Source organism: Novosphingobium sp. BL-S-20 (genome assembly GCF_055521635.1).
Genome location: NZ_CM145493.1, coordinates 478,017 through 503,927, shown reverse-complemented (window position 1 = coordinate 503,927; position 25,911 = coordinate 478,017). Strand labels below are relative to the sequence as shown.

The 25,911-nt window shown below is 67.1% G+C and carries 24 protein-coding genes and 2 riboswitches; of the genes, 13 read left to right on the top strand and 11 right to left on the bottom strand.

From position 1 onward, the window contains the following. Positions 1 to 20: 20 nt before the first annotated feature. Genes cobM through cbiE form a run of 3 tightly spaced genes read right to left on the bottom strand, consistent with a single transcriptional unit; the run spans position 21 to position 2,379 of the window. Positions 21 to 812, bottom strand: a complete 792-nt coding sequence (gene cobM, locus ACZ1II_RS02305) for a precorrin-4 C(11)-methyltransferase (RefSeq protein WP_465144190.1) — start codon at positions 810 to 812, stop codon at positions 21 to 23. Then, entirely contained in the window at positions 809 to 1,192 is a 384-nt protein-coding gene (locus tag ACZ1II_RS02300) for a cobalamin biosynthesis protein (protein WP_465144189.1), read from the bottom strand. The genes cobM and ACZ1II_RS02300 overlap by 4 nt, the downstream gene beginning before the upstream one ends. Further along, positions 1,174 to 2,379, bottom strand: coding sequence for a precorrin-6y C5,15-methyltransferase (decarboxylating) subunit CbiE (gene cbiE / locus ACZ1II_RS02295; RefSeq protein ID WP_465144188.1), 1,206 nt, complete (start codon positions 2,377 to 2,379; stop codon positions 1,174 to 1,176). Before cbiE ends, ACZ1II_RS02300 begins: the two co-directional genes overlap by 19 nt. On the opposite strand from cbiE, the gene ACZ1II_RS02290 reads away from it, so the two are divergent. Beyond that, positions 2,378 to 3,127 carry a cobalt-precorrin-6A reductase gene (locus ACZ1II_RS02290; protein ID WP_465144187.1) on the top strand — a complete coding sequence of 250 codons (750 nt, stop codon included), beginning with the start codon at positions 2,378 to 2,380 and terminating at the stop codon, positions 3,125 to 3,127. The two genes, cbiE and ACZ1II_RS02290, sit on opposite strands and share 2 nt — an antisense overlap. Here ACZ1II_RS02290 and cobJ read toward each other — a convergent pair. The 5 genes from cobJ to ACZ1II_RS02265 all read right to left on the bottom strand — a co-directional run bounded on the left by cobJ (position 3,103) and on the right by ACZ1II_RS02265 (position 6,914). Beyond that, positions 3,103 to 3,879, bottom strand: a complete 777-nt coding sequence (gene cobJ, locus ACZ1II_RS02285) for a precorrin-3B C(17)-methyltransferase (RefSeq protein WP_465144186.1) — start codon at positions 3,877 to 3,879, stop codon at positions 3,103 to 3,105. The genes ACZ1II_RS02290 and cobJ overlap by 25 nt on opposite strands. After that, positions 3,876 to 4,625 (bottom strand): precorrin-2 C(20)-methyltransferase, encoded by a 750-nt coding sequence (gene cobI, locus ACZ1II_RS02280; RefSeq protein WP_465144185.1) that lies wholly within the window; start codon positions 4,623 to 4,625, stop codon positions 3,876 to 3,878. Before cobI ends, cobJ begins: the two co-directional genes overlap by 4 nt. Further along, complete coding sequence (locus tag ACZ1II_RS02275) at positions 4,622 to 5,251, bottom strand: precorrin-8X methylmutase (protein WP_465144184.1); 630 nt, start codon at positions 5,249 to 5,251, stop codon at positions 4,622 to 4,624. The genes cobI and ACZ1II_RS02275 overlap by 4 nt, the downstream gene beginning before the upstream one ends. Continuing rightward, positions 5,251 to 6,471 (bottom strand): cobalamin biosynthesis protein CobG, encoded by a 1,221-nt coding sequence (locus tag ACZ1II_RS02270; protein ID WP_465144183.1) that lies wholly within the window; start codon positions 6,469 to 6,471, stop codon positions 5,251 to 5,253. The genes ACZ1II_RS02275 and ACZ1II_RS02270 overlap by 1 nt, the downstream gene beginning before the upstream one ends. A gap of 91 nt (positions 6,472 to 6,562) precedes the next feature. Further along, positions 6,563 to 6,794: riboswitch (cobalamin riboswitch) on the bottom strand. Then, positions 6,756 to 6,914, bottom strand: a complete 159-nt coding sequence (locus tag ACZ1II_RS02265) for a hypothetical protein (RefSeq protein WP_465144182.1) — start codon at positions 6,912 to 6,914, stop codon at positions 6,756 to 6,758. (Overlaps the previous riboswitch by 39 nt.) A gap of 30 nt (positions 6,915 to 6,944) precedes the next feature. Between ACZ1II_RS02265 and ACZ1II_RS02260 the strand changes: the two genes are divergently transcribed. The 5 genes from ACZ1II_RS02260 (at position 6,945) to ACZ1II_RS02240 (ending at position 12,876) form a co-directional block, all read left to right on the top strand. Next, a complete protein-coding gene (locus ACZ1II_RS02260; protein ID WP_465144181.1) occupies positions 6,945 to 8,075 on the top strand; it encodes a glycoside hydrolase family 43 protein in 1,131 nt (376 codons plus the stop codon). A 42-nt stretch (positions 8,076 to 8,117) separates the two neighbouring features. After that, entirely contained in the window at positions 8,118 to 8,780 is a 663-nt protein-coding gene (locus ACZ1II_RS02255; protein ID WP_465144180.1) for a pentapeptide repeat-containing protein, read from the top strand. Positions 8,781 to 8,878: 98 nt separating this feature from the next. Further along, positions 8,879 to 9,119, top strand: a riboswitch (cobalamin riboswitch). Between the two features lie 189 nt (positions 9,120 to 9,308). Further along, positions 9,309 to 11,330 (top strand): TonB-dependent receptor plug domain-containing protein, encoded by a 2,022-nt coding sequence (locus ACZ1II_RS02250; protein WP_465144179.1) that lies wholly within the window; start codon positions 9,309 to 9,311, stop codon positions 11,328 to 11,330. A 61-nt stretch (positions 11,331 to 11,391) separates the two neighbouring features. Further along, a complete protein-coding gene (locus ACZ1II_RS02245; RefSeq protein WP_465144178.1) occupies positions 11,392 to 12,096 on the top strand; it encodes a hypothetical protein in 705 nt (234 codons plus the stop codon). A gap of 39 nt (positions 12,097 to 12,135) precedes the next feature. Further along, a complete protein-coding gene (locus ACZ1II_RS02240) occupies positions 12,136 to 12,876 on the top strand; it encodes a hypothetical protein (RefSeq protein ID WP_465144177.1) in 741 nt (246 codons plus the stop codon). 196 nt (positions 12,877 to 13,072) lie between these two features. Here the strand turns inward: ACZ1II_RS02240 and ACZ1II_RS02235 are convergent, their stop codons facing one another. Next, a complete protein-coding gene (locus ACZ1II_RS02235; RefSeq protein ID WP_465144176.1) occupies positions 13,073 to 13,912 on the bottom strand; it encodes a LysR family transcriptional regulator in 840 nt (279 codons plus the stop codon). 94 nt (positions 13,913 to 14,006) lie between these two features. Here ACZ1II_RS02235 and ACZ1II_RS02230 point away from each other — a divergent pair, with 94 nt between their 5' ends. Beyond that, positions 14,007 to 15,464 carry an amidohydrolase family protein gene (locus ACZ1II_RS02230; protein ID WP_465144175.1) on the top strand — a complete coding sequence of 486 codons (1,458 nt, stop codon included), beginning with the start codon at positions 14,007 to 14,009 and terminating at the stop codon, positions 15,462 to 15,464. Continuing rightward, positions 15,461 to 16,633, top strand: coding sequence for an amidohydrolase family protein (locus ACZ1II_RS02225; protein WP_465144174.1), 1,173 nt, complete (start codon positions 15,461 to 15,463; stop codon positions 16,631 to 16,633). Before ACZ1II_RS02230 ends, ACZ1II_RS02225 begins: the two co-directional genes overlap by 4 nt. Before the next feature lie 49 nt (positions 16,634 to 16,682). On the opposite strand, the gene ACZ1II_RS02220 is transcribed toward ACZ1II_RS02225, so the two are convergent. Next, positions 16,683 to 18,857 carry a TonB-dependent siderophore receptor gene (locus ACZ1II_RS02220; protein WP_465144173.1) on the bottom strand — a complete coding sequence of 725 codons (2,175 nt, stop codon included), beginning with the start codon at positions 18,855 to 18,857 and terminating at the stop codon, positions 16,683 to 16,685. Between the two features lie 316 nt (positions 18,858 to 19,173). Here ACZ1II_RS02220 and ACZ1II_RS02215 point away from each other — a divergent pair, with 316 nt between their 5' ends. After that, positions 19,174 to 20,061 (top strand): LysR family transcriptional regulator, encoded by an 888-nt coding sequence (locus ACZ1II_RS02215; protein WP_465144172.1) that lies wholly within the window; start codon positions 19,174 to 19,176, stop codon positions 20,059 to 20,061. Between the two features lie 202 nt (positions 20,062 to 20,263). Here the strand turns inward: ACZ1II_RS02215 and ppdK are convergent, their stop codons facing one another. Then, positions 20,264 to 22,942, bottom strand: a complete 2,679-nt coding sequence (ppdK, locus tag ACZ1II_RS02210) for a pyruvate, phosphate dikinase (RefSeq protein ID WP_465144171.1) — start codon at positions 22,940 to 22,942, stop codon at positions 20,264 to 20,266. Positions 22,943 to 23,338: 396 nt separating this feature from the next. Between ppdK and ACZ1II_RS02205 the strand changes: the two genes are divergently transcribed. From ACZ1II_RS02205 to ACZ1II_RS02190, 4 genes are all read left to right on the top strand, one after another. Next, positions 23,339 to 23,815: a hypothetical protein gene (locus ACZ1II_RS02205; RefSeq protein ID WP_465144170.1), complete on the top strand. Its 477-nt coding sequence runs from the start codon at positions 23,339 to 23,341 to the stop codon at positions 23,813 to 23,815. Positions 23,816 to 23,918: 103 nt separating this feature from the next. Beyond that, complete coding sequence (locus ACZ1II_RS02200; RefSeq protein ID WP_465144169.1) at positions 23,919 to 24,374, top strand: surface-adhesin E family protein; 456 nt, start codon at positions 23,919 to 23,921, stop codon at positions 24,372 to 24,374. A gap of 47 nt (positions 24,375 to 24,421) precedes the next feature. Then, positions 24,422 to 24,862, top strand: coding sequence for a hypothetical protein (locus ACZ1II_RS02195; RefSeq protein ID WP_465144168.1), 441 nt, complete (start codon positions 24,422 to 24,424; stop codon positions 24,860 to 24,862). Beyond that, entirely contained in the window at positions 24,847 to 25,902 is a 1,056-nt protein-coding gene (locus ACZ1II_RS02190) for a tetratricopeptide repeat protein (RefSeq protein WP_465144167.1), read from the top strand. The genes ACZ1II_RS02195 and ACZ1II_RS02190 overlap by 16 nt, the downstream gene beginning before the upstream one ends. The last annotated feature ends 9 nt before the right edge of the window (positions 25,903 to 25,911 follow it).

The window sequence follows — 25,911 nt, the reverse complement described above, 5'->3', positions numbered from 1 at the left end:
CCCGTTCCTCAACGCGGCCCTCAACCCGGCTCTCCGGCAAAGCGCGATTCCGCCGATTGCGGCCTGAAGCGGCGGTCGTAGTCCTGCGAATAGAGGCTGCTGCGCACCTCAGCGCCCGCATCCGGGGCCAATCCCGGTCCCACAAGGATCAGCGCGGTGCGCTCCATGCTGCCGTCGACTGCCTGCTCGACCGTGGCGAGCGTCGCGCGGACGACCCGTTCGTCCGGCCAGCTTGCGCGCCAGATCACCGCAACCGGGCAGTCCGGTCCATATTCCGGCGAAAGGTCCTCGACGACTCTCGCAAGGTTATGAATCGAGAGATGGATCGCCAGCGTGCTGCCGGTCGCGGCGAAGCGGATCAGGCTCTCCCTTTCAGGCATCGCGCTGGCACGCCCGGAAGTGCGGGTGAGCACCAGCGACTGGGCGATCGTCGGCACCGTCAGCTCGGCCTCCAGCGCGGCGGCGGCGGCGGCGAACGCCGGAACCCCCGGTGTGACGGTGAAGGGGATGCCCAGCGCGCGCAGGCAGCGGATTTGCTCGCCCATGGCCGACCAGATCGAGAGGTCGCCCGAATGGAGGCGGGCAATGTCATGGCCTTCGCCGTGGGCCTCGACGATAGCGGCGATGATCGCGTCGAGGTCCATCGGCGCGGTGTTGACGATGCGCGCGCCCGGTGGGCAATGGTCAAGCACCGCGGCGGGCACCAGCGAACCGGCATAGAGGCAGACCGGGCTGACGGCGATCAGGTCTCGCCCGCGCAGGGTCAGGAGGTCTGGCGCGCCGGGACCGGCGCCTATGAAGTGAACGGTCATGTCGAAATCCCCTGGGCGATGGCGCAAGTCGCCATGCGATCGGACGAAACCCGGCGGGCCATGAGCAAGCGGGCACCGGGACCTGCTGCGGCCATCGCTGCGGCCTCGGCCACGCTTCCGGTGCGGCGGGCGGCGAAGCTGGCGAGCGAGACGGTCGCGGTAGGCATCCGTTCGAGCACCTCCGGCGCGACGGCGATGACCGGCAGGCCGAGTTCGGCGGCAAGCGGCGCCAGCGGCTCCACTTTGTCGGTCGGCGCGACCAAGGCCGTGACCGCAAGCCCGCAATCGGCACGGGCCATCTCGAAAGCATCGCGCAGCGAGGACGGTGCCGCGCCCGTCCGAAAGCCGAAGCCCGCCACGATCACAGCGTGACGCTCCACTGCACCACCGGATAATGCGCCTTCCAGCCGCGCCTGCTGCCGAGCGGTGCCGATTGCGCCAGTTCGATACGCAGCAGGTTTCCGCCCATTTCGGACTGGCACTGTGCCAGCAGCGCTTCCGATTCCAGCGTGACGGCATGGGCGACCACCCGGGTTCCCGACCGCAATTGCCGCAAGCGCTCGACCAGCGGCAGCGAGAGGCCGCCGCCGATGAATACCGCATCGGGCTGCGGCTGCCCGTCGAGGACCTCGGGTGCCGGTCCCTCGACGACCTCCAGATGGCCCACCCCGAGCGCCTCGGCATTGCTGCGCGCGCGAAGGGCGCGCTCGGGGTCGCGCTCGAAAGCCAGAGCCTTCAGGTCCCGCCCCGACAGCAGCCATTCGATCGCGATTGAACCCGATCCCGCGCCGATATCCCACAAGGTCTCGCCGGGCCGGGGCGCGAGGGCGGAGAGCGCCAGCGCGCGCACCGGGCGCTTGGTGATCTGGCCGTCATGGGCGAACCAGTCGTCGTCGATCCCCGAGGCGCAAGGCACCACGCGGCCCGGTCCGGCGCACGTCAGCGCTACCGCCACGGGGTGAGCGATATCGGCAAGGTCGAAGCCCGCCGCCGTGGCCTGCCGTACCCGTTCGCGCGGGCCGCCCAGCGCTTCCAGTACGACGAGTGCGGATTCCCCGAAGCCCTGCTCGCACAGATAGTCCGCGAGGGCATGGACCGCCGCGCTGTCGCGTAGCAGCACCAGCGCCCGCAGGCCCGGCGCCAGATGGGGCCGCAGGCGCGCGAGCGGCGCGGCGTGGAGTCCCATGCAGAGCGTCACCTCCAGCGCCCAGCCCAGCCGCGCGGCGGCGAGCGCGAAAGTCGAAGGTCCCGGATGCGCGGTCCATTCGCCGGGGGTAAGTTCGCGCGTCACCACTGTGCCCGCGCCGAACCAGAAGGGATCGCCTGAGGCCAGCAGGACCACCCGCCGCCCCCGCAAGGAAAGCAGCGGCGCCACGCCCTCGGCAAAGGGCACTGGCCATGGCCGACATTCCGCACTAAGCCCCGACAGCAGGCCGAGATGCCGCACGGCCCCGGTCACGATTTCGGCCTCTACTAGCGCGGTTCGGGCCGCCTCGGACAGGCCGGAAACCCCGTCCTCGCCCAGGCCGACGATCGTGAGCCACGGCTTCTGGAGAAATTCAGACATGGAGCATATCCTGATCCTCGGCGGCACCGGCGAAGCGAGCGCGCTGGCCGCCGCCGTGGCCGAGCGCGGCCTCAGCGCCACGCTGAGCTATGCGGGACGAACGGCGAACCCGCGCGCCCAGCCGGTTCCGATCCGCATCGGCGGCTTCGGCGGGATGAGCGGCCTCGAACGCCATATCCGCGAGGAGGGCGTCACCCGCCTGATCGACGCCACCCATCCTTTCGCCGCGACGATGAGCGCCCATGCGGTGGCCGCCGCCGAAGCGACCGGAGTACCGCTCCTCGCCCTGACGCGCCCAGCGTGGCAGCCGCTTCCCGGCGACCGCTGGCAAGGCGTGCCGGACATCGCCGCCGCCGTGGCCGCCCTCTCCTGCCCGGCGCGCCGCGTGATGCTCGCGCTCGGGCGGATGCATGTCGAGGCCTTCGTCGCCCAGCCGCAGCACCGCTATCTGCTGCGCTTCGTGGACAGGCCGAAGGTGGCGCCTGCTCTGCCGGACCACCGCCTCGTCGTCGATCGCGGGCCGTTCACGGTGGAGGGCGACATGCGCCTCATGCAGGAGCACGGCATCGAGCTGATCGTCTGCAAGAACGCGGGCGGCACGGGGGCCGAAGCCAAGATCGTCGCGGCGCGGCGGCTGGGCCTGCCGGTGCTGATGATCGACCGCCCGTTCATTCCCCCGCGCGCGACGGTCCATGCGGTCGGCGACGTGATGGACTGGCTCGCTCATCCCGCCCATCTCGGGGTATAGAGCACCGGAGGCCGCGCGCTGCCGGGACCGCGCTCGACCAGTCGCGTGGTGCTGGAGCCGACGATCACCATCGTCCGCATATTGGCCATTTCGGGGCGGGCTTCGGCCAGGGTGACGACTTCCAGGCGCTCCTCCGCCGTGCAGACGGCGCGGGCGAAGAGGATCAGCCGCTCCGGCCCGCAAGTCTCGCGCAGGATGTCGAGCACGCGCGAGAAACCGTCAGGCCGCGCTTTCGAGCGCGGGTTGTAGAAGGCCATCGCGAAATCGGCTTCCGCAGCCAGCCGCAGCCGCCGCTCGATCAGCGCCCAGGGCTTCAGGTTGTCCGACAGGTTGATGGCGCAAAAATCGTGCCCGAGCGGCGCCCCCGCCCGCGCGCTGGCGGCCAGCATCGCGGTGATGCCGGGCAGCACGCGGATGTCGAGATCGCGCCACGCGGGCGGCCCCTGCTCCCAGGCCTCGAACAGGGCGGAGGCCATCGCGAAGACACCGGGATCGCCCGAGGACACGACGACCGCCCGCCGCCCTGCCGCCGCGAGCGACAGCGCATGGGCGGCGCGCTCCAGCTCGACGCGGTTGTCGCTGGCGTGGTGCACCAGCCCCTCGCGCGCCGCCACGCGGGCGACATAGGGCGCATAGCCGATCACATCGGTCGCCTCGGCCAGCAGGGCGGTGACTTCGGGCGTGACTTGCGCCTCGCCGCCCGGCCCGAGGCCGACCACCGCCACCCAGCCGCCGTTTTCAGCCGCGCTCATGGCCGCCGCCCCTGGCCGTGGATCAGCAGGATCGAGAAGTAGGGCGTCACCGCGCTCGCTTCGGCAAGCGGCGTGACCCGCTGCTCGGCCATCGCCGCATGCTCGACCAGCCAGGCCTCATGCTCGCGCCCGGCCAGCGCCACCGCGCGGCGCAGCTTGGCGAGGTTGCGGCCGATCTTCATCACCACCAGCGCATCGGTATCGCAGATGCGGCGGGCAAGGTCTTCCTCCGGCAAAGTCGCGGTGAGCACGGTGAGCACGTCGTCGCCCCAGGTCATCGGCGTGCCGCAGGCGGTCCAGGCGCCCGACATGCCGGTGATCCCCGGCACGACACCGACCGGCACCGATCCGGCCAGACGACTGTAAAGATGCATGAACGAGCCGTAGAAGAACGGATCGCCCTCGCAGAGCACCACCACGTCCTCGCCCGCGCGGGCCAGCGCATCGAGACGGGCGGTGCAGCGCGCGTAGAACTCGGCCAGACAGTCGTTGTAGCGCGGATCGCTGAGCGGAATTTCCGTCGTCACCGGATATTCCATCGCGAATTCGACCACGTCTTCGCGCAGCATGCCCTCGACGATCCGGCGCGCCTGCCCCGGCCTTCCGGCCTTGCGGAAATAGGCGACGTGGCGGGCGCCGCGCACCAGCCGGTCGGCGCGCACGCTGAGCAGGTCCTGCGCGCCCGGCCCCAGCCCGACGCCGTGAACGGTGCCGTGAGCGGTGCCCTGAACCGTGCTTGGGCTCATTCCGCGCTGCTCCCGATCGCGTTGACCGCCGCCACGGTGATCGCACTGCCGCCGAGGCGACCTTCGACCACGCAGCACGGCACCGGCTGCACCTCCCACAGGGCCGCCTTGGACTCGGCGGCGCCGACGAAGCCGACCGGGCAGCCGATGATCGCCGCCGGACGCGGGCAGGTCGGGTCCTCCAGCATGTTCAGCAAGTGGAACAGCGCGGTCGGCGCATTACCGATGGCCACCAGCGCCCCCTCCAGATGCGGCCGCCAGAGTTCCAGCGCGGCAGCGGAACGGGTATTGCCCATGTCGCGCGCCAGATCGGGCACTTGCGGATCGTTCAGCGTGCAGATCACCGGGTTTCCGGCGGGCATGCGCGCGCGGGTGATCCCCTCGCTGACCATGCGCGCGTCGCAGAGGATCGGCGCCCCACGCTCCAGCGCCGCGACCGCCGCCTCGGCAAAGCCGGGCGAGAAGCGGATATGCGCGGCAAGCCCGACCATTCCCGCCGCATGGATCATGCGCACGGCGATGCGCTCCTCCAGCGGCGCGAAGCGCGCGAGATCGGCTTCGGCCCGGATCGTCCTGAACGATTCCCGGTAGATCGCCGCGCCATCTTTTTCGTAGAGATAGGCCATCAATAAGCTCCGAAATGGGCGAGCAGGCGCTCCGGGGTCAGGCCGGAGAGGGTCGGCGGATCCCCGGCCCGCGCCTGAAATGCAAGGTCGAAGGCGCCGTCGCGCCCGGTGATCGCGACATCGGCGGCGCGGCCTCGCGCGCAGCCCTTGGCGCAGCCCGAGACGTGAAGGCGGCCGGAAACATGCGGCGCCAGACGCTCGGCCAGCACGCGGGTCTCGACGGTGGCTTGCGGACAGGCAGGCGCGCCGGGACAGGCATCGGCAGCGAGGCGGGGGTCGGCGGGATCGGTGAGGAAACCCTCGACAGCGTCCGTATTGCCCCCCTCGGTCACGAGGATGCGCCACGGCGTCACCTGCAAGGCCTCTGCGCTGGTCGCGGTCATCAGCCGGGACAAGGCCGGTGCATCGGTCCGCCCGAACGGAAGACCCCAGACATGCGCTCCGGACAAGAGCGGCGCCCGCGAAACCGCAGGGCGCAAAATGCCGTTCGCCCAGTCCGGCAGCGGCCCTTCGTAGCGTCGGGCGCGACCGGCGGCCACGGCACCACTGACGGCAAACCAGCGCGCCAGTTCCAGCATGCGGTCGACGGCTTCGTCCGCGCAGACGGGCACGCCTGCTTCTCGGCCATCGAAACGCAGCAGCAAGGCGCCGTCCGAGGCCCGCTCCAGCCGGAAATCGGCGGAAACCTCGGTGAGGACCGGCGCCGCGCCGAGGTCTATCGCAAAGCCGATCTTGCCCGGAAGGTCCGGCAATTCGTGCAGCCGCGCCATGAGTTCATCGGCCAGCCGTCCTGTCTCGTCGCCCGGCGTCCAGTCCGGCGCGACCAGCACATTACGCCGCCTTTCGCGCTCGGGGTCGGCATCGACCAGTCCATGCTCGACCAGCAAAGCCAGCGCCTGCGCCATATCCGCCTCGCGAAGCCCCCGGATCTGCAGATTGGCGCGGTTGGTGAGGTCTATGGCGCCGTTGCCGAACCGGCTCGCGATATCGCACAGCAGTGCCACCTCCCCGCGCAGGAGCCGCGCATGGCGGGGCTTCACGCGCAGGATCAGCCCGTCGCCCGCCAGCATCAGACGCCAAGCATCGGGGCACCAGCCGCGCACGGCGAAGGAGGACCTCTGGAAAGCGGGCACCACGGCATCCTGCCACGCGAAGGCGACGAAAGCCGGGGCTTGCCGACCAAAGGCCGGTCCGCGCGCAGCGACGGGCCAGCGCGGCAAGCGCCCGTCCTGAACGCCGGTGCAGCCCCAGCCGCACGGCTTCGTCGCTCACGCGGAGTACCGAGCCTTGGCCTATCCCTGGACCAGGGCAAGAGCGACCGATGCGCCGGCAGGTCTCCTGGCTCACGGGTCAAAGCGCGATGCGCGACCTTCCCGGCTTTCGCGCCTCCCGGCGCAAGGTCCAGTGGTCGGCCTGCCGAAGCAGGCCATGGCATCTTGCTCGCCGCTTACAGTTGCAGGGACAGCCGCGGATTCGAGGGCAGCCCCTCTCACCGCGTTCCCTATTAAGCCTCGATCGAGGCACCGGCGCGATCTTCCCGCAAGTCGCCCGGAAGGCGGCCCCGCAGGAACGGCTGCGCTAGCCGCTGGCGCAGCCGCCCGCAAGAGGGATCGGCCCGCGAGATCACTGAGGGGAAATCCCACTTAAAGGAATTGCGTTTCACTTCTGCCGATCTTCCGGCTAGGCTCAGCCATTGGCTTCAGGCAAACCACTGGCGGAAAAGGAAGAAGACGGCGTGCCTTACGGTCTGGGAAAGCATCGGCCTTTCATGGCCTTGGCGCTGGCCATCATGGCTCTGGCAGCACCCGGCGTGGCAGCACCGGAAAAAACGCGCGAGGATGCGGTTCTGGCGTTGCCGTCCATGCCGCTCCACGATCCCTGGATCGTCGCCGACCGGAAAAGCCGCACTTATTACCTCTTCACCGGCAATGACAGGGCCATGACCGGCAATGCCCGGCCGGGCACGATGGTCTACACCAGCCGCGACTTGCAGCACTGGACGAAACCGCGCGTGGTCTTCACCATTCCCGAGGACATCTGGGCCGATGCCGGGGCCTGGGCGCCCGAAGTCCATCATTGGAAAGGCAAGTGGTATCTCTTCACCACGCTTCACAACGAAGCCCTGCCGCTTCCGGGAGAGACGGCAGGGAAAGCCCGTCGCTCCACCCACTATCGCCGCGGCACCGTGCTTGCCGTGGCCGACCGGCTGGAAGGGCCTTATCGACTGCTGAACGAGGGCGCGCCGATCATCCCTCCTGCCGCCATGACGCTCGATGGCACCCTCCATGTCGAACCGGACGGCAAGCCCTGGCTGGTCTATGCCCACGAATGGCTGCAGACGACCGACGGCACGATGGAAGCCGTGCCGCTGACCGAGGCCCTTTCCCCCGCAGGCCCCGCGCGCACCCTGTTCCGTGCCAGCGATGCTCCCTGGGCCGCGGGCCAGAAGCAGCCGGGAGGCAAGATCGCCTATGTCACCGACGGCCCGCAGCTTTACCGAAGCCGCACCGGCAAGCTGCTGATGCTCTGGTCCAGCTACGATGCGAAAGGCTATGTCGAAGGGCTGGCCCGCTCCACCTCGGGCCGGGTCGAAGGGCCGTGGGAACAGCTCGGCACCCTCGTCGAGCGCGACAGCGGCCATGGCATGCTGTTCCGCGCTTTCGACGGGCGCCTGATGATGATCGTCCACCGCCCGTTCCGCAACGCGCGCGGCAAACTCTACGAGATGCGCGACGAGGGCGATCGCCTGACCGTTCTGCGCGAGGCCACGGAACTCGACGGCGAACGCGATCCGACCCACAGCTCCCGGACCACGGCTCCCTGATCTTCGCCTTGCGGTCTGCGCGCCCTGCGGCATAAGGCGCGCATGATCGCAGCGACCGTCACCCGCGAAACTCTGCTGGAAGCCGACGCCGACGCCCCCCGCACGCTTACCGACTGCACGCTCGACGAAGGCGACTTTTCCGGTCTCGATCTGGGCGACACGACATTCGAACGCTGTTCGCTGCGCCGCGCCCGGTTCGACGGCGCCAATCTCACCGGCGCCCGCTTCCGCCGCTGCCGTGGGCCGGAAGCGAGCTTCGTCCAGACCGACCTCAGCGATGCGGTGCTGACGGGATGCGATTTCAGCAACGCCCTGCTCCGCCGCGCCCGGCTGACTTCCGCGCGCGTCGAAGGCACCAAGCTGACCGGCGCGGACCTGACCGACGCCGGAGTGCTCGGCGCCTCGTTCGCCGAAGTCCTGTTCGCTTTCGCCCGCCTGCCCGGCCTGTCGCTGCGCAAGACGAAGCTGGTGCGGATCGACTTCTCCGATGCGGACCTCCGGAAATCCGACTTTCGCGGTGCCCTGTTCGAGGATTGCTCGCTGCGCAATGCCACGCTGGAAGGCTGCCGCTTCGAGCAGGCAGACTTGCGCGGTGCCGACCTCGGCGGCATCGAACTGCGCGATGCCTGCCTGTTTCGCGGCGCAGTGATTTCCCGCCTCCAGGCTGCCGAACTGCTTTCCCAGCTTGGCCTCGAAGTTCGCTGACAGGCGCAAGGCATCGCCCTCGCAGCGCTTCAACCGACTTGCACCGCGTCCCGCCCGGCGCTAACGAACCGCATCCGCCGCACTCGAAGGAGCGCAGCGGGCAATGATCGCGCCGGTGTTCCGAAAGGAACTTAAAAGGGAACGCGGTGAGAGGGCTTGCCCTCGAATCCGGGGCTGTCCCTGCAACTGTAAGCGGTGAGCGCGATGCACATCACGCGGCGGGCCAGACGCCCATGCCGCAGCCACTGGGCCGGACGCTAAATCCTGCGAGGCCTGGGAAGGCCGTGCATCAAGCGATGACCCGCGAGCCAGGAGACCTGCCGGCGTCCGGTCGCTCTTGCTTTGGTCCAGGGGATGGCCGGGGCACGGTGATTTCTCCGTCTGAGCGACGAACCCGCGGCAGGGGCCGCACGGTGCGCCGAACGGTCGTCCCAGTCACGGGCGCCCGGTCGCTCGGTGCGCCGGTCATTCGTTCGCGAACGGCAGTCCCCGGCCTAGAGCTCGCTTGGCGCCCGACAGGGGAATGAAATGAAGATCGCAACCGTTTCACACGCGGCGCTTGCCGCGGCGCTGGCGCTCGCCTGCACCGTGCAGGCCCATACTGCGCAGGCTCATGCCGAAGAGACTGATGATGCCGCCTCGATCGTCGTCACCGGGAAAAGCCTGGAGGAGACTCTGCCGCAGGAACTCTCCCGCTACGGCAACGACGTGGCCACCGTCAGCGAGAAGCAGATCAAGGACAGTGGCGCCGTGGACGTGACCAAGGCGCTGGAACAGGTGCCCGGCCTCTACGTGCGCGGCCGCAATGGGCCGTTCACCTATGTCGACGTCTCGCTTCAGGGATCGCGCACGCAGGACGTGCTCTGGACGATGGACGGCATCCGCCTCAACAACCGCCTCTACGGCGGCACTTCGCCCAACGATACCCTGCCCGCCAGCATGATCGAGCGGATCGAGGTGCTGCGCGGCGGCGAAAGCCTGTTCTACGGCACCCAGGCCTCGGCAGGGGTCATCAACGTGGTGACGCGCGGCTTCACCGACGATCTGAACGGCCAGGTCAATGCCTCGGCGGACAGCTGGGGCGGCACCACGCTGGACGGCTATCTGCGCGGCGCCGTGGGCGACCATCGCTTCGTGGCCTATGCCTCGCACAATCGCTCCGAGGGCTACCTGCCCTTCAGCGCCTACCAGCCGAGCCTGACCGACCGGCACCTCGGCTACGACCTCTGGTCGGCCGGTCTCAAGTACCAATACGAGATCGCTCCCGACCTCGCGCTCAATGCCCAGTACCAGCATACCGAGGCGAAGCTCGACAACCTCTCTCCCACCCGCATCCGCGAAAGCCGCAATGACCGCAACGAGGAGATCGCCAGCCTGCGGCTCGACTATACCGGCAGCGACACCGTGCAGTTCTTCCTCAAGGGCTATTTCCACGACTGGAGCACGGCCTATGTCCAGATTCGCAACTCGCTGCCCGATCATGATCCCCAGGTGATCTATCCGGCGGGCACGTTCTGGGGCTACCGCGACTGGGGCGGCAGCGCGGTGGCGAAGCTGCACCTGCATCCCGGCCTCGAATACCTGCTGGGCTACGACTTCCAGAACTTCAGCGGGCGAGACGACGTGCTGCTGATCGCCCCCACCAGCGAACAGGTCCATGCCGGGATTTTCCAGGTCCGCACTACCGACGAGATTTCGTCGAAGGGCCGCCTCGCCGCGGGCCTGCGCTACAACCGCACGGACGGCGCGAAGAAGACGATCTGGAACGTCTCGGGCCGCTACGATTTCGCCGATGCCTTCTATGTGGAGGCGAATGGCGGCACGTCGTTCGTGCTGCCCGACGCCTCGCAGCTCTACGGCAACGATCCCTGCTGCGAGACCGGCAATCCCAACCTCAAGGCCGAGCAGAGCCTCAACCTGAACCTCTCGGGCGGCGGCGTGCTGCCGCTGGGTGCTGCGCAGCTGCGCTGGAAGACGACTTACTTCAACCGCCGCATTAGCGACATGATCGATACGACTTACGACGACCCGGCCTTCCCGAACGGCACTTACGCGAACCTCGACGGCAAAGTCCGCTCGCAGGGCGCGGAACTGGAACTGGGCGCCGAGCTGCCCGGCGGCTGGAATCTCTCGGCCAGCTATACTTACGCCCGCGTGCGCGAGAAGGGCACATCGACCCAGCTCAACCGCAACCCGAAGCAATATGCCAAGGCTAGCCTTGCCTATGCTCCGGAGGACAGGCCCTTCGGCGCCAGCCTCAACCTGAACTGGATCGGCGATGTCTGGTCGACCGCTTCGGGCTTCGGCCGCCGCAACTACGGCAATTACGCGCTCGTCGATTTCGGAGCCTATCTCTACCTCGACGGCGCAGCGCGGCGGAACCGCTTCGGCGTCAATGTCGAGAACCTGTTCGACAAGGAATATGCGACGCGCGGCTATTCTTCCGCCGTGACCGACCAGGGCGCACTCGACGGCAGCAACAGCCGGTTCCTCTACTTCAACCGGGGCGTGCCGCGCACGCTGCGGATGAGCTACGGGCTGAGCTTCTGAGGCCATGACCACGCTCCAGCCTCGGGTGCCTGCGCCCCCGCCAAAGCGCTCTCGCAGCCTTTTGCCGCGCCCCGTCCTCGTGCTTCATCGCTGGCTCGGCGTCTTCGTCGGCCTGCTGATGACGATCTGGTGCCTTTCGGGCTTCGTGATGATCTACGTGGACTATCCGAGGCTGGAGCCCGCCGCGCAGTTGCAGGGGCTTGCTCCCCTGCAACTGCCGCCGGTGGAGACCTGGAGCGCGGTAACCTTGCCGTCCGACCTGCCGATCACCTCCGCCCGCGTCGAGATGCTGGCAGGCAGGCCGGTCCTGCGTGTGGTCCCCGCAAGCGCACCCGACCGTCCGATCCCGCAGATGCGCGCGATCCCCGATGCGATCGACCTCGCGACCGGGCAGCCGCTCGCCCCGCCCGGAACCGCGCAAATCCGCCGGATCGCGGCCGACTTCGCGCAGGGCCACGCCGTCGCGGGCGCGCCCGCCGTCCCCGCCGAGACCGGCATCGACCAGTGGACCGTCCAGACCTACCGGCGCAATGCCCCGCTCTACCGCGTCGATTACGACGATGCGGCGGGAACCGAGATCTACATCTCGGGCAAGTCCGGCGAAGTCGTGCAGCAGACCATCCGCTTCCAGCGCTTCTGGAACTGGCTGGGCGCGGTGCCGCACTGGCTCTACCCGACGATCCTGCGGCAGGACGGTGCCTTGTGGAACGAAGTCGTCGTCTGGACCTCGCTCGCCGGATGCTTCCTCACCGCGACCGGCATCTAGGCGGGCCTCGCCCGTCTGCGCCGCAAGCGCGACGGCAAAGTGGGATCGCCCTATCGCGGTCTCTGGTGGTGGCACCATGTCTTCGGCCTGTTCTTCGGCCTGCTGACCCTGGCCTGGGTGGCCAGCGGCCTGTTCTCGATGAACCCCTGGGGTTTCCTCGATTCCCAGGCCGGTCTTGCCGAACGCGAAAGACTGGCCGGACCGATGCACTGGGACGACGTGCGGCAGGCCCTGTCTGCCCTGAACCACCTCCCCGCCGAGACCCTGCGCATCGAGACCGCGCCGCTCGGCGGCCGGACTTTCCTGCTCGCTACGGATGCCCCCGGCGGAACGCAGCGCTTCGACATCCAAGGGCGGCCCGCCCCGCTCTCCGAACGGGAACTGCGCGCCGCGCTTTCCGGCAAGCCGCCGCTCGCGGCGCTGGAACTGATGGAGGAAGAGGACGCCTATTATTACAGCCACCGCGCCCCGGCCCCGCTGCCGGTCTGGCGGGCGAGGCTGGCCGATGCGGAGACGACGCGGCTCTACATCGATCCGGTCAGCGGACGCCTGCTACGCGCTTTCGACCGTAACGGACGCGGCTTTCGCTGGCTACAGGACGGCCTCCACAGCCTCGATTTTCCCCTGCTGCGCAAGCGCCCCTGGTGGGATTTCCTCGTCCTGCCGCTGCTGGCGGCGGTTACGCTGGTCTGCGCCACGGGAACCTGGATGGCCTGGAACAAGGCCAGCCGCGATCTGCGCAAGTTCCGGCGAAAACTGGGCCGCCGCCTGCCGCGTTGAGGGGCTGGAAAGGAGGCAAGGAAAAAGGACCGCCCGGGGGGCCGAGACGGTCCTTTCCTCGAGGACGGCACCGCTCATTTGGGGCGAAGCGGAGCCGCGAGGGCGCCCTTAGCCTTCGTGCAAATTTGCACAATAGGGGCATTCGACGACTTGGTACTGGGGCGCGGCGAAACGTCCTACCCCTCCCTCGCCCCATCTAGCGGCGGCTCTCCAGCGCCGCCGCGATCATCCGCACGAGATCGCCGATCGGCTCCTGCTCCTCACGCGCATAGAGCGAGACGACCATCGGCGGCGCCTCGCCCATGCCGGTCAGCCGCCGCACCCCGTGGCCCTGCGTGACCGCCAGCGGCAGCAGCGACACCCCCATGCCCGCGGAAACCGCCGCCAGCACGCTTTGCAGGCTGCTGCCGGAGAAGGCCACGTACCAGCGCCGCCCGACCGCTTCGAGTTCGCGGAACATCGTGTCGCGGTAGAGGCCGCCGGTCGGGAACGTCACCAGCGGCAGCGGATCGCGCGTCTCGACTTCATGCGCGGGCGCGGCGAACCAGCCCAGCGGCTCGGGAAAATTCGCGCGGCAATCGGGATCGGGCTGGTCCTCTTTGACCACGACGATATCGAACTCACCCTGCCGGTAACGCGAAGCGAGATCGCGGCTAAGTCCGGTCACGACATCCAGCCTGATCCGGCTGCTCCCCGCCGCGAACCGTGCCAGCCCCTGTGCGAGCGCGAGCGTCGCGAGGTCCTCCGGCAGGCCGATGGAGATCGCCGCCGTTCCCGCCGGATCGCGCAGCAGGCTCTGCGCTTCCTCGTCGAGCTGGAGGATACGGCGGGCATGGCCGAGCAACCGTTCGCCCAGCGGGGTCGGGCGGACCGGACGGGCGGCGCGGTCGATCAGCGGATGGCCGGACAATTCCTCCAGCCGCCCCAGCTGCTGGCTGATCGTCGATTGCGTCATGCCCAGCCGCTCGGCGGCGCGAGTGAAATGGCCGGTATCGGCAATGGCGACGAAACTGCGGAGAAGCCGGGGGTCGAGCATGATTCATTCCTATATCGAATAAATATCATGCCGACATCTAATTTGTGAATGACTCTGCATCCGGGGTAATACGGCCCTCGAAGGAGCACCGCCGATGAAGTTTCTCGCCCCGCTGATCGCCACTTTCATGGCTACCACCACGCCCGCGCTCGCCGCAGAACAGGGCGACGTGATGATCCGCCACGTCACCGTAATCGACGTCGAACATGCTCGCGCGATCAGGGAACAGGCGGTCGTCCTGCGTGGCAAGGATGTCGTGGCGGTCGGCAAGGACGGCGAGATCGCCCGCGCATGGCAGGCGCAGAATGTGGTCGAGGGCAAGGGCCGCTTCCTGATCCCCGGCCTCTGGGACATGCACGTCCACTTCGGCGGCGGCCCCGACCTGATCGAGGAGAACAAGGCCCTCCTGCCGCTCTATGTCGCTCACGGCATCACCACGATCCGCGACTGTTCGGGCGACCTGCCCGAACAGGTCCTGCAATGGCGCGGCGAAATCGCCGGCGGCACCCTGTTCGGCCCGCGCCTGCTGACATCCGGCGCGAAGATCGAGGGCATCAAGCCGGTCTGGAAGGGCACGATCGAAGTCGGCAGCCAGGCCGATGTCGATGCCGCGCTCGCCCGCCTTCAGGAGCGCGACAAGGTGGACTTCGTGAAGATCACCGACAGCACGCTCGACCCGCAGCTGTTTCTCTACGCGGTCTCGCAGGCCAAGGCGCGGGGCCTGCGGACCTCGGGGCATATCCCGATGGACCTCACCGTCGCCCAGGCAGTGGATGCCGGGATCAGCTCGATCGAGCACCTCGACTATGCCTACAAGGCGGGTGTGAAGGACGAAGCCGCGATCGCCGCCGACTTCGCTGCCAAGCGCATCGACCGTGCCGAAGCCAATCGCCGCCTCGACACCGGGTTCGATACGGCAACCGCCATGGCCTCCTATCGCCGCTTCGCCGAGAAGGGCGTCTTCGTCACCCCGACGCTCAACGGCAGCCGCGTGCTCGCCTGGCTCGATGCCGACGATCATGCAAACGATCCCTACCTTGCCTATATCGGCCCGAAGCTGCGCAAGACTTACGACTGGCGCATCGAGCGTGCCGCCAAGGCCGATGCCGCCGCCGTAAAGGCGCGCCACGAACACTTCGATCGCATGGCCGCCGTGCTGCCGCTGCTCGAAAAGGCCGGCGTCACGATCATCGCGGGCACCGATGCGGGCTTCCTCAATTCGTTCAATTATCCCGGCATCGGGCTACATGACGAACTCAGCCTGTTCGTCGCCAAGGGCCTCACCCCGGTGCAGGCGCTTTCGGCGGCAACCCGCGCCGGTCCCGCCTGGTTCGGCACGCTCGACCGCTACGGCGCGGTGGAGCCGGGCAAGGCGGCGGACCTCGTGCTGCTCGACCGCGATCCGCTGAAGGACATCGCCGCGACCCGCGCCATCCGCGCCGTGGTGATGAACGGCAAGCTCTACGACCGCGCCGCGCTCGACGCGATGCTCGCGGAAACGAAGAGCAAAGTCGCGGCCTGGAATGCCGCCGAGAAAGGCGCCGCGCAATGATCGAGACCCTGTTCACGAAGGCGCTGCTGCCCGACGGCAGCGCCGCCGATCTCGCGGTTTCGGGCGGGCGCTTCACGGCGATCGGGCGCGATCTCGCGGCCGATGAAGGCACCGAACGCGTCGATCTCGGCGGCAGGCTGGTGCTGCCGGGCTTCGTCGACGGGCATATCCACCTCGACAAGAGCTTCTTCGGCGAACCCTGGCAGCCCCACCGCCCTGCCGCCAGCCTGCGCGAGCGGCTCGCCGTCGAGAAGGCGATGCTGGCCGACGTGCGCCCCGCCGCCGTCCGCGCCGACGTGCTGATCGGCCAGGCCGCCGCTCTCGGCACGGTGGCAATGCGCAGCCATGTCGATGTCGACGCCACGACCGGGCTTTCGCACCTTCACGCGGTCATGACGGCGCGGGAGAAATGGCGGGACCGCGTGGATATCGAACTCGTCGCCTTCCCGCAGGCAGGCATCCTGACCTGCCCCGGCACGGCGGACATTCTCGACGCCGCGATCCGCGAGGGCGCCGAAGTGGTCGGCGGCATCGACCCCGAGGACATGGACGGCGATTCCGAAGGCCATCTCGATGTCGTCTTCGGAATCGCCGAAAGGCGCGGCGCGAAGATCGACATCCATCTCCACGAGGCTGGCTTTGCCGGGATCGCGCAGTTGCACCGCATCGCCGCGCGCACCCAGGCCTTGGGCCTCGGCGGGCGCGTGTCGGTCAGCCATGCCTATGCGCTGGGCGACGTGAAGGAGCCGGTGCTCGACACTGTGGCCCGCGCGCTGGCCGATGCCGGGGTCGCGATCATGACCAATGCGCCGGGTGACCGCGCCTTCCCGCCGGTCCTGCGCCTGCGCGAGCACGGCGTCCGGGTCTTTGCCGGAAACGACAATATCCGCGACGCCTGGTGGCCCTACGGCAATGGCGACATGCTCCAGCGGGCGATGTTGATCGGCTATCGCTCGGGCTTCTACCGTGACGAGGACCTCGCCGTCGCACTGGCCATGGCAACGACGGAATCGGCGCTCGCACTCGGTCTCGAAGGACAAGGCCTCGCCGTGGGCGCGGAAGCGAATTTCGTGGCGCTGCCCGCCGCGAATGCCGCCGCAGCGGTTGCGGCGCCGCCCTCCGACCGGCGCGTGTTCCGGCGCGGCAAACCGCTGACCGCGGTGATCTGAAAAACGAAAACCCCGCATCGCCTGAGCGATGCGGGGTTTTCTCATGAACTTACCAGGTGAAGCCGATGGTGCCCTGCACGGTGCGGCGGTTGCCGTACCAGCACCAGCTATAGGCGGCGAAGCAGCTCGTCAGGTACTTCTTGTCGAAGATGTTGGTGGCGTTGACACCCAGGGTCACGTTGGCGAGATCGGGGCTGAGCTTGCCGAGATTGTAGCGCAGCAACCCGTCGAACACCGTGTACGAAGGCGAATAGATCGACGTCGTACCGTCGAGGCTGCCCGCGTAGACCTTGTCGACATGGCGCACCGCGCCGCCGATCGTGAAGCCTTCAAGCGATCCGGACTTCGGCGCCCAGGCAAGGTTGGCCGAAATGCCGCCCTTGCCGACCGTCGCGAGGCCCTTGCCGACATTGGCGGCATTCTCGTCCTTCAGGGTCTTCACGCTCTGGGTGCTGAAAGCGACGCGGAAATTGAAGTCATAGGGCAGCGAGCCGCTGGCCTCGACCTCGACGCCGCGCGAGCGCACTTCGCCGGACTGGAAGGCGGCGAAAGTGAGCGGGTTGTAGACGACGACATTGGTCTGGTTGATCTGGAACCACGCGCCGCTCAGCAGGATATCGGTGCCGGGGACCTGATACTTGGCGCCCGCCTCGATCTGCTTGCCGAGCGAAGGCTTGGCAAGGCCGCCGCTTTCCAGCGTGGCCGACTGCGGCTCGAACGAGGTCGAGTAAGTCACGTAAGGCGCGATGCCGAGGCTGGTCTTGTAAAGCGCAGCCGCGCGCCAGGTGAACTTCTTGTCGTGCTGGACCTGGCCATACTGTTCGAGACGCGCCCAATCCTGGCGGCCGCTCAGCGTGACGTCGAGATCGCCGACCGAGATGCGGTCCTGCGCATAGATACCCTGCTGGCGCTGGCGCGTGGAAACGTAGCTGGGCGTCTGGAAGTTGTTCGGGTCGTAATTGCCTGCCGCATCGTAAGCCGGAACTTCATACGGGTTCGCAGGCGTGGCAATCGTCCCGTAAACGGGGTTGTAGGCGTCGATCGTATTGGCCGAACCGAACGCATAGAGTTCGTTCGAGTGCGCAACCTGGCGATCCACGCCGAACAGCACCGAGTGATGCACCGGGCCGGTGGTGAACTCGCCCGAGAGCTGGTTGTCGAAAGTCCAGTTGTTGAGATGCTCGTTGGTCGCATAGGAAGCGCGGTTATAGACCGTGCTGTCCGTCGCCACCGGCGTACCCGAGGTATAGACGATGCCCAAGCGGCTCTTCACGTACTGATAGCGGCCCGAGGAGCGGAAGGCCCAGCCATTGCCGAAATCGTGGCGGAAGATGAAGGTTCCGGCGGCCTGCTCGCGCTTGAAGAAGTCGCCCGGCTCGCCGCCGTAGAACTTGGTCGAGATCTTGCCGTTGGCATTGTCGAACAGGGTGCCGCTGGCCGGGAACACGCCGTAGTTGCCGTTGAACGGATCGTGCGAATAGGCGCCGAGCACGGTGAAGGTCGTGGACGAACCCGCACCGAGCGTCACCGCGCCCGAGACGGTCTGGCGGCGGCGCTTTCCGTAAGTCTGCTGGGCATCGGCGCCGTTCACGCTACCGTAGATGCGCCAGAGCACGCTCTCGCCCGCCTTGCCGCCGACATCGCCGTCAACCCGGTAATTGCTGTAATTGCCGTAAGTGCCGGATACGGCGCCGTAGAACTCGCGGTCGATCGGCAGCTTGCTCTGCTCGTTGACGAAACCGCCCGGGCTTGAGGAGCCGTAGAGCGCGGAGGCCGGGCCCTTGACCACTTCGATACGATCGAGACGCGACATGTCGACTTGCGGGACGGCGTAGCCGCTGGCGCTGCCGAACATCTTCAGCCCGTCGAGATAAGTCGGCGCATCGAAGCCGCGCAGCTTGAACTGGTCGTAGACCTCGGCCGAGGAACCGCGCGTTTCCGGGGTTACGCCCGCGACGTAGCGCAGCGCCTGGTTCAAGTTCTGAATACCGAGGTCAGCGATCGTTGCGGCATCGATCACCGAGATCGACTGCGGCGTCTCGGCGATCGGCGTGTCGCTCTTGGTGCCCGACGAAGCGACGGTCGCGGGGCGATCACCCTTGACGACGATCGTATCGTCCGAATCGGCTGCCGCAGCCTCAGCGGAAATCGGCAGGAGCGAGATTGCCGCCATGCCGGTGGCTGCTCCCAGGAGAAGGCGGCCGCGGACCGTCGTTCTGAACATGATGAACCTTTCGAGAATGAGTCGCAGTCGCGCCACTAGTGATAGTGCGACTGACTCGCAAGATTGCCAATCCGTTGCCAAACATTTAGCCGCGATGTGACGCGCAGTGTGGGAAAACCGCCACATTCCGCCATTCTTGCACTTTTCCCGCCTGCCTGGTCACCCCGCACAAGCCACGGAAATATTTCTGAAAACCCCGATTTCCAGTGATGGATCGCACGGGGACACTTCATGCCGGGAACAAAGGAGAAAGGCTCGCCGCCGCGCCGCTTGCGATCTATAGAAGCCGGTTCATGGCCGATATGCGCGACATCCGATGCTGAACCTGACGACGCTGCAACTCTTCATCCGGGTTTCCGAGCTGGGCAGCCTGTCGCGCGCGGCGGACGATGCCAACCTCGCGATCGGCGCGATCAGCCGCCGTCTGACCCAGCTAGAACAGGACCTCGGCGTCCAGCTTTTGGTCCGCAACGGGCGCGGGGTCATGCCGACGGCGGCGGGCAATGCCCTGCTCGCCCATGCCCAGCGGATCATGCGCGACGTGGGGCTGGCGGTCTCAGACCTCTCGGACTACGCCAACGGCCTCAAGGGCAGCGTCGATATCCTCGCCTGCACGGCGGCGATCACCCAGTTCCTGCCCGCCGACCTCGCCGCCTTCGGCCATGCCAACGACAAGATCCGGCTCAATATCCAGGAGGTCTATTCCTCCGAGATCGTCGGCCGCGTGCGCGCGGGCGAGGCGCAAGTCGGCGTCATTCTGGAGGAACCCGGCACGGTCGGGCTGGATACCTGGAAATACCGCTGCGACCGGCTCGCCGTCGTCGCCCCGCCGCATCTGCTGTTCGGCACCCATTCGGTGCGGTTCCAGGACCTCGCCGAACACGAATTCGTGCAGATGGGCTATGACACCGCCAATACCCGCCTGCTCGCGCGCGCTGCCGAGGAACAGGGCTGGTCCTTCCGCCTGCGCGCCGCGGTGGACAGCTACGACGCGGTGTGCCGGATGATCCAGGCGGGCTTCGGCATCGGCGTGCTCCCCAGCGAGGCGGCGAAGAACTTCATCGTGCCGATGGGTCTCAAGCTGGTGGAACTCGACGAGGCCTGGGCCGAGCGCCAGATGCTGCTGACCGCCAACAGCACCAGCCTCACTGGCCCGGCGCGGCTGCTGATCGACTTTCTGGTGGAGCGCTGCGCCGGACGGTAACGCACATCTCCAACCCGCTCATCCTGAGCTTGTCGAAGGATGGGAAGCGTGGCGCCCCGCGGCAGGGGGCTTCGACAAGCTCAGCCTGAGCGGGATGAAGAGCAACAGCCCGCCAACCCCGAAAAACAAATGCGGACCGCACGCTTGCGCGCGCGATCCGCATTCCCGGTCAGGTAGCTCCTCCTCCCCGACGCGGTTGTACTTACTTCCCGGCGAGAGCCGCCTGCGCAGCCGCCAGACGGGCAATCGGCACGCGGTAGGGCGAGGCCGAGACGTAATCGAGACCGATCTTCTCGCAGAAGGCGATCGAGGCCGGATCGCCGCCATGCTCGCCGCAGATGCCGAGCTTGATGTCCGGACGGGTCTTGCGACCGCGCTCGGCGGCCAGTTCGATCAGTTCGCCCACACCGTCGACATCGAGGCTGACGAAGGGATCGCGGGCGAAGATGCCCTTGTCGACGTACTGCGTCAGGAACTTGCCCGCATCGTCGCGGCTGATGCCGATGGTGGTCTGGGTCAGGTCGTTGGTGCCGAAAGAGAAGAACTCGCCCAGTTCCGCGATTTCACCCGCCTTCAGCGCTGCGCGCGGCAGTTCGATCATGGTGCCGACGAGGTAGTCCACCGTGGCGCCGCGTTCGCTGAAGACTTCGGCGGCGACGCGGTCGACGATCGCCTTCATCAGCTCCAGTTCCTTGGCGGTGGCGACCAGCGGGATCATCACTTCGGGGATCGGCGCCTCGCCGGTCTTGTCCTTGACGATGAGCGCCGCCTCGAAGATCGCGCGGGCCTGCATCTCGTAGATTTCCGGGTAGGTCACGCCCAGACGGCAGCCGCGATGACCGAGCATCGGGTTGACCTCGTGCAGCTCCGAGGCCCGGCGCTTGAGCGTGTCGACGCTGACATTGGCAGCGCGGGCCACTTCCTCGAATTCCGCTTCGGCATGGGGCAGGAACTCGTGGAGCGGCGGATCGAGCAGGCGGATCGTCACCGGCAGACCGGCCATGACCGTGAAGATCTCCGCGAAGTCATCGCGCTGCTCGGGGAGCAGCTTGGCAAGCGCGGCGCGGCGCTCGGCCTCGCCCTCGGCCAGGATCATCTCGCGCACGGCGGTGATGCGGGCGGCGTCGAAGAACATGTGCTCGGTGCGGCAGAGGCCGACGCCCTCGGCGCCGAATTCGCGCGCGGTGCGGCAGTCGAGCGGGGTCTCGGCATTGGCGCGGACCTTGAGGCGGCGCACCTTGTCGGCCCATTCCATCAGCGTGCCGAAGTCACCCGCGAGTTCCGGCTGCACGGTGGCCACTTCGCCCGCCATGACTTCGCCGGTGGCGCCGTCGATGGTGACGGTGTCGCCTTCCTTCAGCACGCGGCCGTCGATGCGCATGGTGCGGGCGACGTTGTCGATCTGGAGGCTGCCCGCGCCGGAAACGCAGGGGCGGCCCATGCCGCGCGCCACGACGGCAGCGTGGCTGGTCATGCCGCCGCGGGCGGTGAGGATGCCGCGCGCCGCATGCATGCCGTGGATGTCCTCGGGGCTGGTCTCGACGCGGACGAGGATTACCGCCTTGCCCTGTTCTGCCAGCTTCTCGGCGGTGTCGGCGTCCAGCACGATCGCACCCGAAGCGGCGCCCGGCGAGGCAGGCAGGCCCTTGGTCAGCACGTCGCGCGGCGCCTTGGGGTCGAGCGTCGGGTGCAGAAGCTGGTCGAGCGCGGCGGGATCGACGCGAGCGACGGCTTCTTCCTCGCCGATCAGGCCTTCGCGCGCCATGTCGACGGCGATCTTCAACGCCGCCTTGGCAGTGCGCTTGCCCGAGCGGGTCTGGAGCATCCAGAGCTTGCCCTGCTGCACCGTGAACTCAATGTCCTGCATGTCTCGGTAGTGCTTTTCGAGGATCTCGAACACACCGGCGAGTTCGGCATAAGTCTCCGGCATCGCCTCTTCCATCGACAGCGGCTTGGCCCCGGCGCGCTCTCGGGCGGCCTTGGTCAGATACTGCGGGGTGCGGATGCCGGCGACGACGTCTTCGCCCTGGGCGTTGATGAGGTATTCGCCGTAATAGGCGTTCTCGCCGGTCGCCGGGTCACGGGTGAAGGCCACGCCCGTGGCCGACGTCTCGCCCATGTTGCCGAAGACCATGGCCTGCACGTTGACCGCCGTGCCCCATTCGCCGGGGATCGAGTTGAGGCGACGATAGACCTTGGCACGGTCCGACTGCCAGGAGCCGAACACGGCGCCGATCGCGCCCCAGAGCTGGTCGTTCACATCCTGCGGGAACGGCTTGTTCCAGAGCTTCTCGACGATGGCCTTGTACTCGGCGACCAGCAGCTTCCAGTCGGCAGCGGTCATCTCGGTGTCGAGGTCGTAGCCGCGATCTTCCTTGGCGATGTCCAGCGCTTCCTCGAAGGCACCGTGATCGAGTTCGAGCACGACGTCCGAATACATCTGGATGAAACGGCGATAGCTATCCCAGGCGAAACGCTCGTCGCCCGAGGTCGCAGCAAGACCCTCAACAGTCTCGTCGTTGAGGCCGAGGTTGAGCACGGTGTCCATCATGCCCGGCATCGAGATACGCGCACCCGAGCGGACCGAAACCAGCAGCGGATCGGCGGTGTTGCCGAAAGTCTTGCCGGTTACCTGCTCGACATGGGCGAGGCCCTGCGCCACTTCGGCCTTCACGCTTGCGGGATAGACGCCGCCATCGGTGTAATAGCGCGTGCACATCTCGGTGGTGATGGTGAAGCCCGGAGGAACCGGCAGGCCGATCGCCGCCATGCCGTCGAGGTTGGCGCCCTTGCCGCCCAGCAGGTTCTTGTCGCCCTTGCCGCCGTCGTCGACGCCGCCACCGAAGCGATAGACGTAGCGCGTTTCAGTCAAAGCCGTCATGGATCGAAATACCTCTTTACTGGCAGGAGCGTTACTGGACGCCAAACCGGATTCGGCGCTTTTCCGCGATGCAAAAGTGTAAATGCCGCGATTTGATAGCGGCGACCATCGACAAATGGCAAATCCGGATTTCACATATCGTGAAATCATCGCCATGCCTGATAGGGAGGGCAGTTCGTCGCTCCGACCGCAAGGCCTGCCGAAAGCTTCGCTCCGATTTGTGCATTTTCAAACGCATGTCCCCTAATATCGCGCGCGGGGATCGACGGAAGGAGGGCCGATGCGATAGCCTATTCCAGGATCCGGCGGCGATGCTGCCTCGGTTGGTGCTCCGAGGTTTCACGGCAGCGATGTACCGGAACACCGTATGAGAGTGTGGCAATTAGGGCAAAACTGATGATGGCAGCCGCACTGGGGCTCTTCGGCATGCTCACGTCGTCGGCGGCGCCTGCCAAGTCCGACGACGAGCAATGGACGACCTGGCACAACGCCCGCTTCGCCTACGAGATATGCTACCCTGCCGCGGTCTTTCCGGAAAATCGGGAATCGCCGCAAGGTCACGGCATCGTCATGGAATCGAGCGACAGTGCGCAACTGATCGCGGCAGCCGTTCGCTATCCCCGCGAAACCCTGGCCGAGCCGATCCGCATGGAGCGTGAGCGGCTGACCCACATCAGTCTGGTGGCAAGAGGAGAGAACTGGTTCGTGGTGTCCGGGACCCGCGTCGATCAAATTCTCTATACCAAGGCGATCCTCGTCGAGGGCCGACTTGTGGCTTTCCGCTTCCGCTATCCCGAAAGCCTTGCCGCCAAGTATGCCCCGATCGTCGAGAGGATTTCGGATTGCCTGCAAGTGTCTCACCTTCCATCGTGAACCCGCCTGGCCTTCAGTTCCGTTCGGAATGCGCGGGCACCATTTCGCCTCTCGCGCAGACCGGCGAACAGGCGTGTCGAAGCCATCGATCTGGAGAAGTCCGATGAAATCGCCGGTAACTGCGCCCTTGCTTGCCGTTCCCCTCTCCCTTGCCGCATGCCTGCCCTCATCGGCCGAGGCGCGCTCCTCGCAATGGTGGTATGTGGCACAGGCCGCCGACAAAGTGCTGTTCGTGGATGTGGAAACGATCCAGCGAGAAGGCGACACCGTGCGCTACGAAGCCAGCCAGATCCTGCGCGAGCCCGAAAACCCCGCCGCCTCGATCCGCGCCTACATGCGGACCGATTGCCGCGAGCGAACCGAAAACTTTGACATGGTCATGCGCTACGGCCCTCATGACGAGCGGCTCGACGAAACCGCACTGGCCTACGACGATCCCGAGCCGGTCGGCACCGGCACGCTTGCCGAGGCGGAACTGGAATTCGTCTGCGCATCCGACCCGGCGCAAACCGGCGGTTTCCCATCGCCATCGACGAGGTCGCATTTGCGGAAGCGCTGATCGCCGACACCGAAGCGGCGGAAAGCCCTCAGGCGATCCACGACAGGATGCGCGCCGATCCGAAAGTGCCGGTGATCCGTTCCACCGCGCCTTCGCCCGACACTTTCGGCACCGAACAGAGCACCGCGGCAGGCGATGCCGTCGTTCCTCCTCGCGACTATGCCAAGGGCACGCAAGTTCCCGAGGCAAAGGCGTACGATGCCGATGAAAGCGGAACCATCTACGACATCGCCTATATCGGGATCGACGAGGGCGAGATGATCTTCGAACGTCGCGGCTACAGCATCGGTGACCTTGCCCGCGCCAGCAGTGCCCAGACGATGCGCTTCCCGCTGGCACAAAGGAAGATCGACATTCTCGATATCGATATCGACGTCATCGAGGCGACCCCGCAGGCCCTGCGGTTCCGCGCGAGCCGCGTTTCGAGAGACGATGGCGGCGGCGACGCGGAATTTTCCTGTTCGGACCCGGCATGCGCGCCGCAATGATCCTGTTCACGGCGAAAAGCGGACCCTCTATCCGCAACGGATTGAGAGTTGCGGTTCTGGCCCTGGCGCTAACCTGGCTGATCGGCACCGCTGCCGCGCAGGTTTCCTCGTCTGCCGAATCCCCGCCCGATGACGAAAGCGCGCTCGTCAGGGACCTGACCTCGGAGTGCGCAAGGGAAGACGGCGCCGATGCTTGCGTCCGGCTCGGCTATATCCACGCCGAGGGCAACGGCGTCCCGCAGGACCAGAGCCGTGCGACGCCGTTTTTCGCAAGGGGCTGTCATCTCGGCAATGTGAAAGGCTGCACCATGGCCGGGCTTGCCTATGGCAACGGACAAGGGGTGGAGCGATCGCCGGACCATGCCGCATCCTACTATGCCCTTGCCTGCAGCGGCGACGAGCCGACGGGGTGTTCGAACCTAGGCCTTGCCTATGTGCACGGCGAAGGCGTCGATCGAAACGAGGCTTATGCCGCCACGCTGTTTAGCCAGGCCTGCGAGGCAGGCGGCAGAGCCGGTTGCGCCAATCTCGGCGCTTCCTATTCGCTGGGCAAAGGCGTGCCGCGCGACCAGCGCCGGGCGGCACGCCTGTTCAGACAGGCCTGCGACAAGGACGATCAGCACGCCTGTTACAATCTCGGCGTGCTCTACCGTGACGGTCTGGGCGTGCGGCGCGATCATCGACGCGCCGTCTCGCTGTTCGAGCAGGCCTGCGCGGTGCCGGATTCCAGCGCATGCGGCAATCTGGCCATGATGATCGATGACGGACGCGGTATCCGCAAGGACCGCCAGCGGGCGCTCGACCTGTTCGAGAAGGCCTGCGACCTTGGCGAGGCCGAAAGCTGCTTCTCGCTCGGCAGGGCCTATCAGACCGGAAACGGCCGCACGCGCGACGATCGCCGAGCCGCCGCCCTGCTCGAACGGACCTTGGCGCTCGATCCACATACCCCCTCCGCAGAGGACGCCCGGAAAGCCCTTGCCCTGGCCCTCTCCGCGATCGGCAAGGAACCGGCGGACGAGGCGGCAGCGGGCACCCCGTGAAGCCCATCT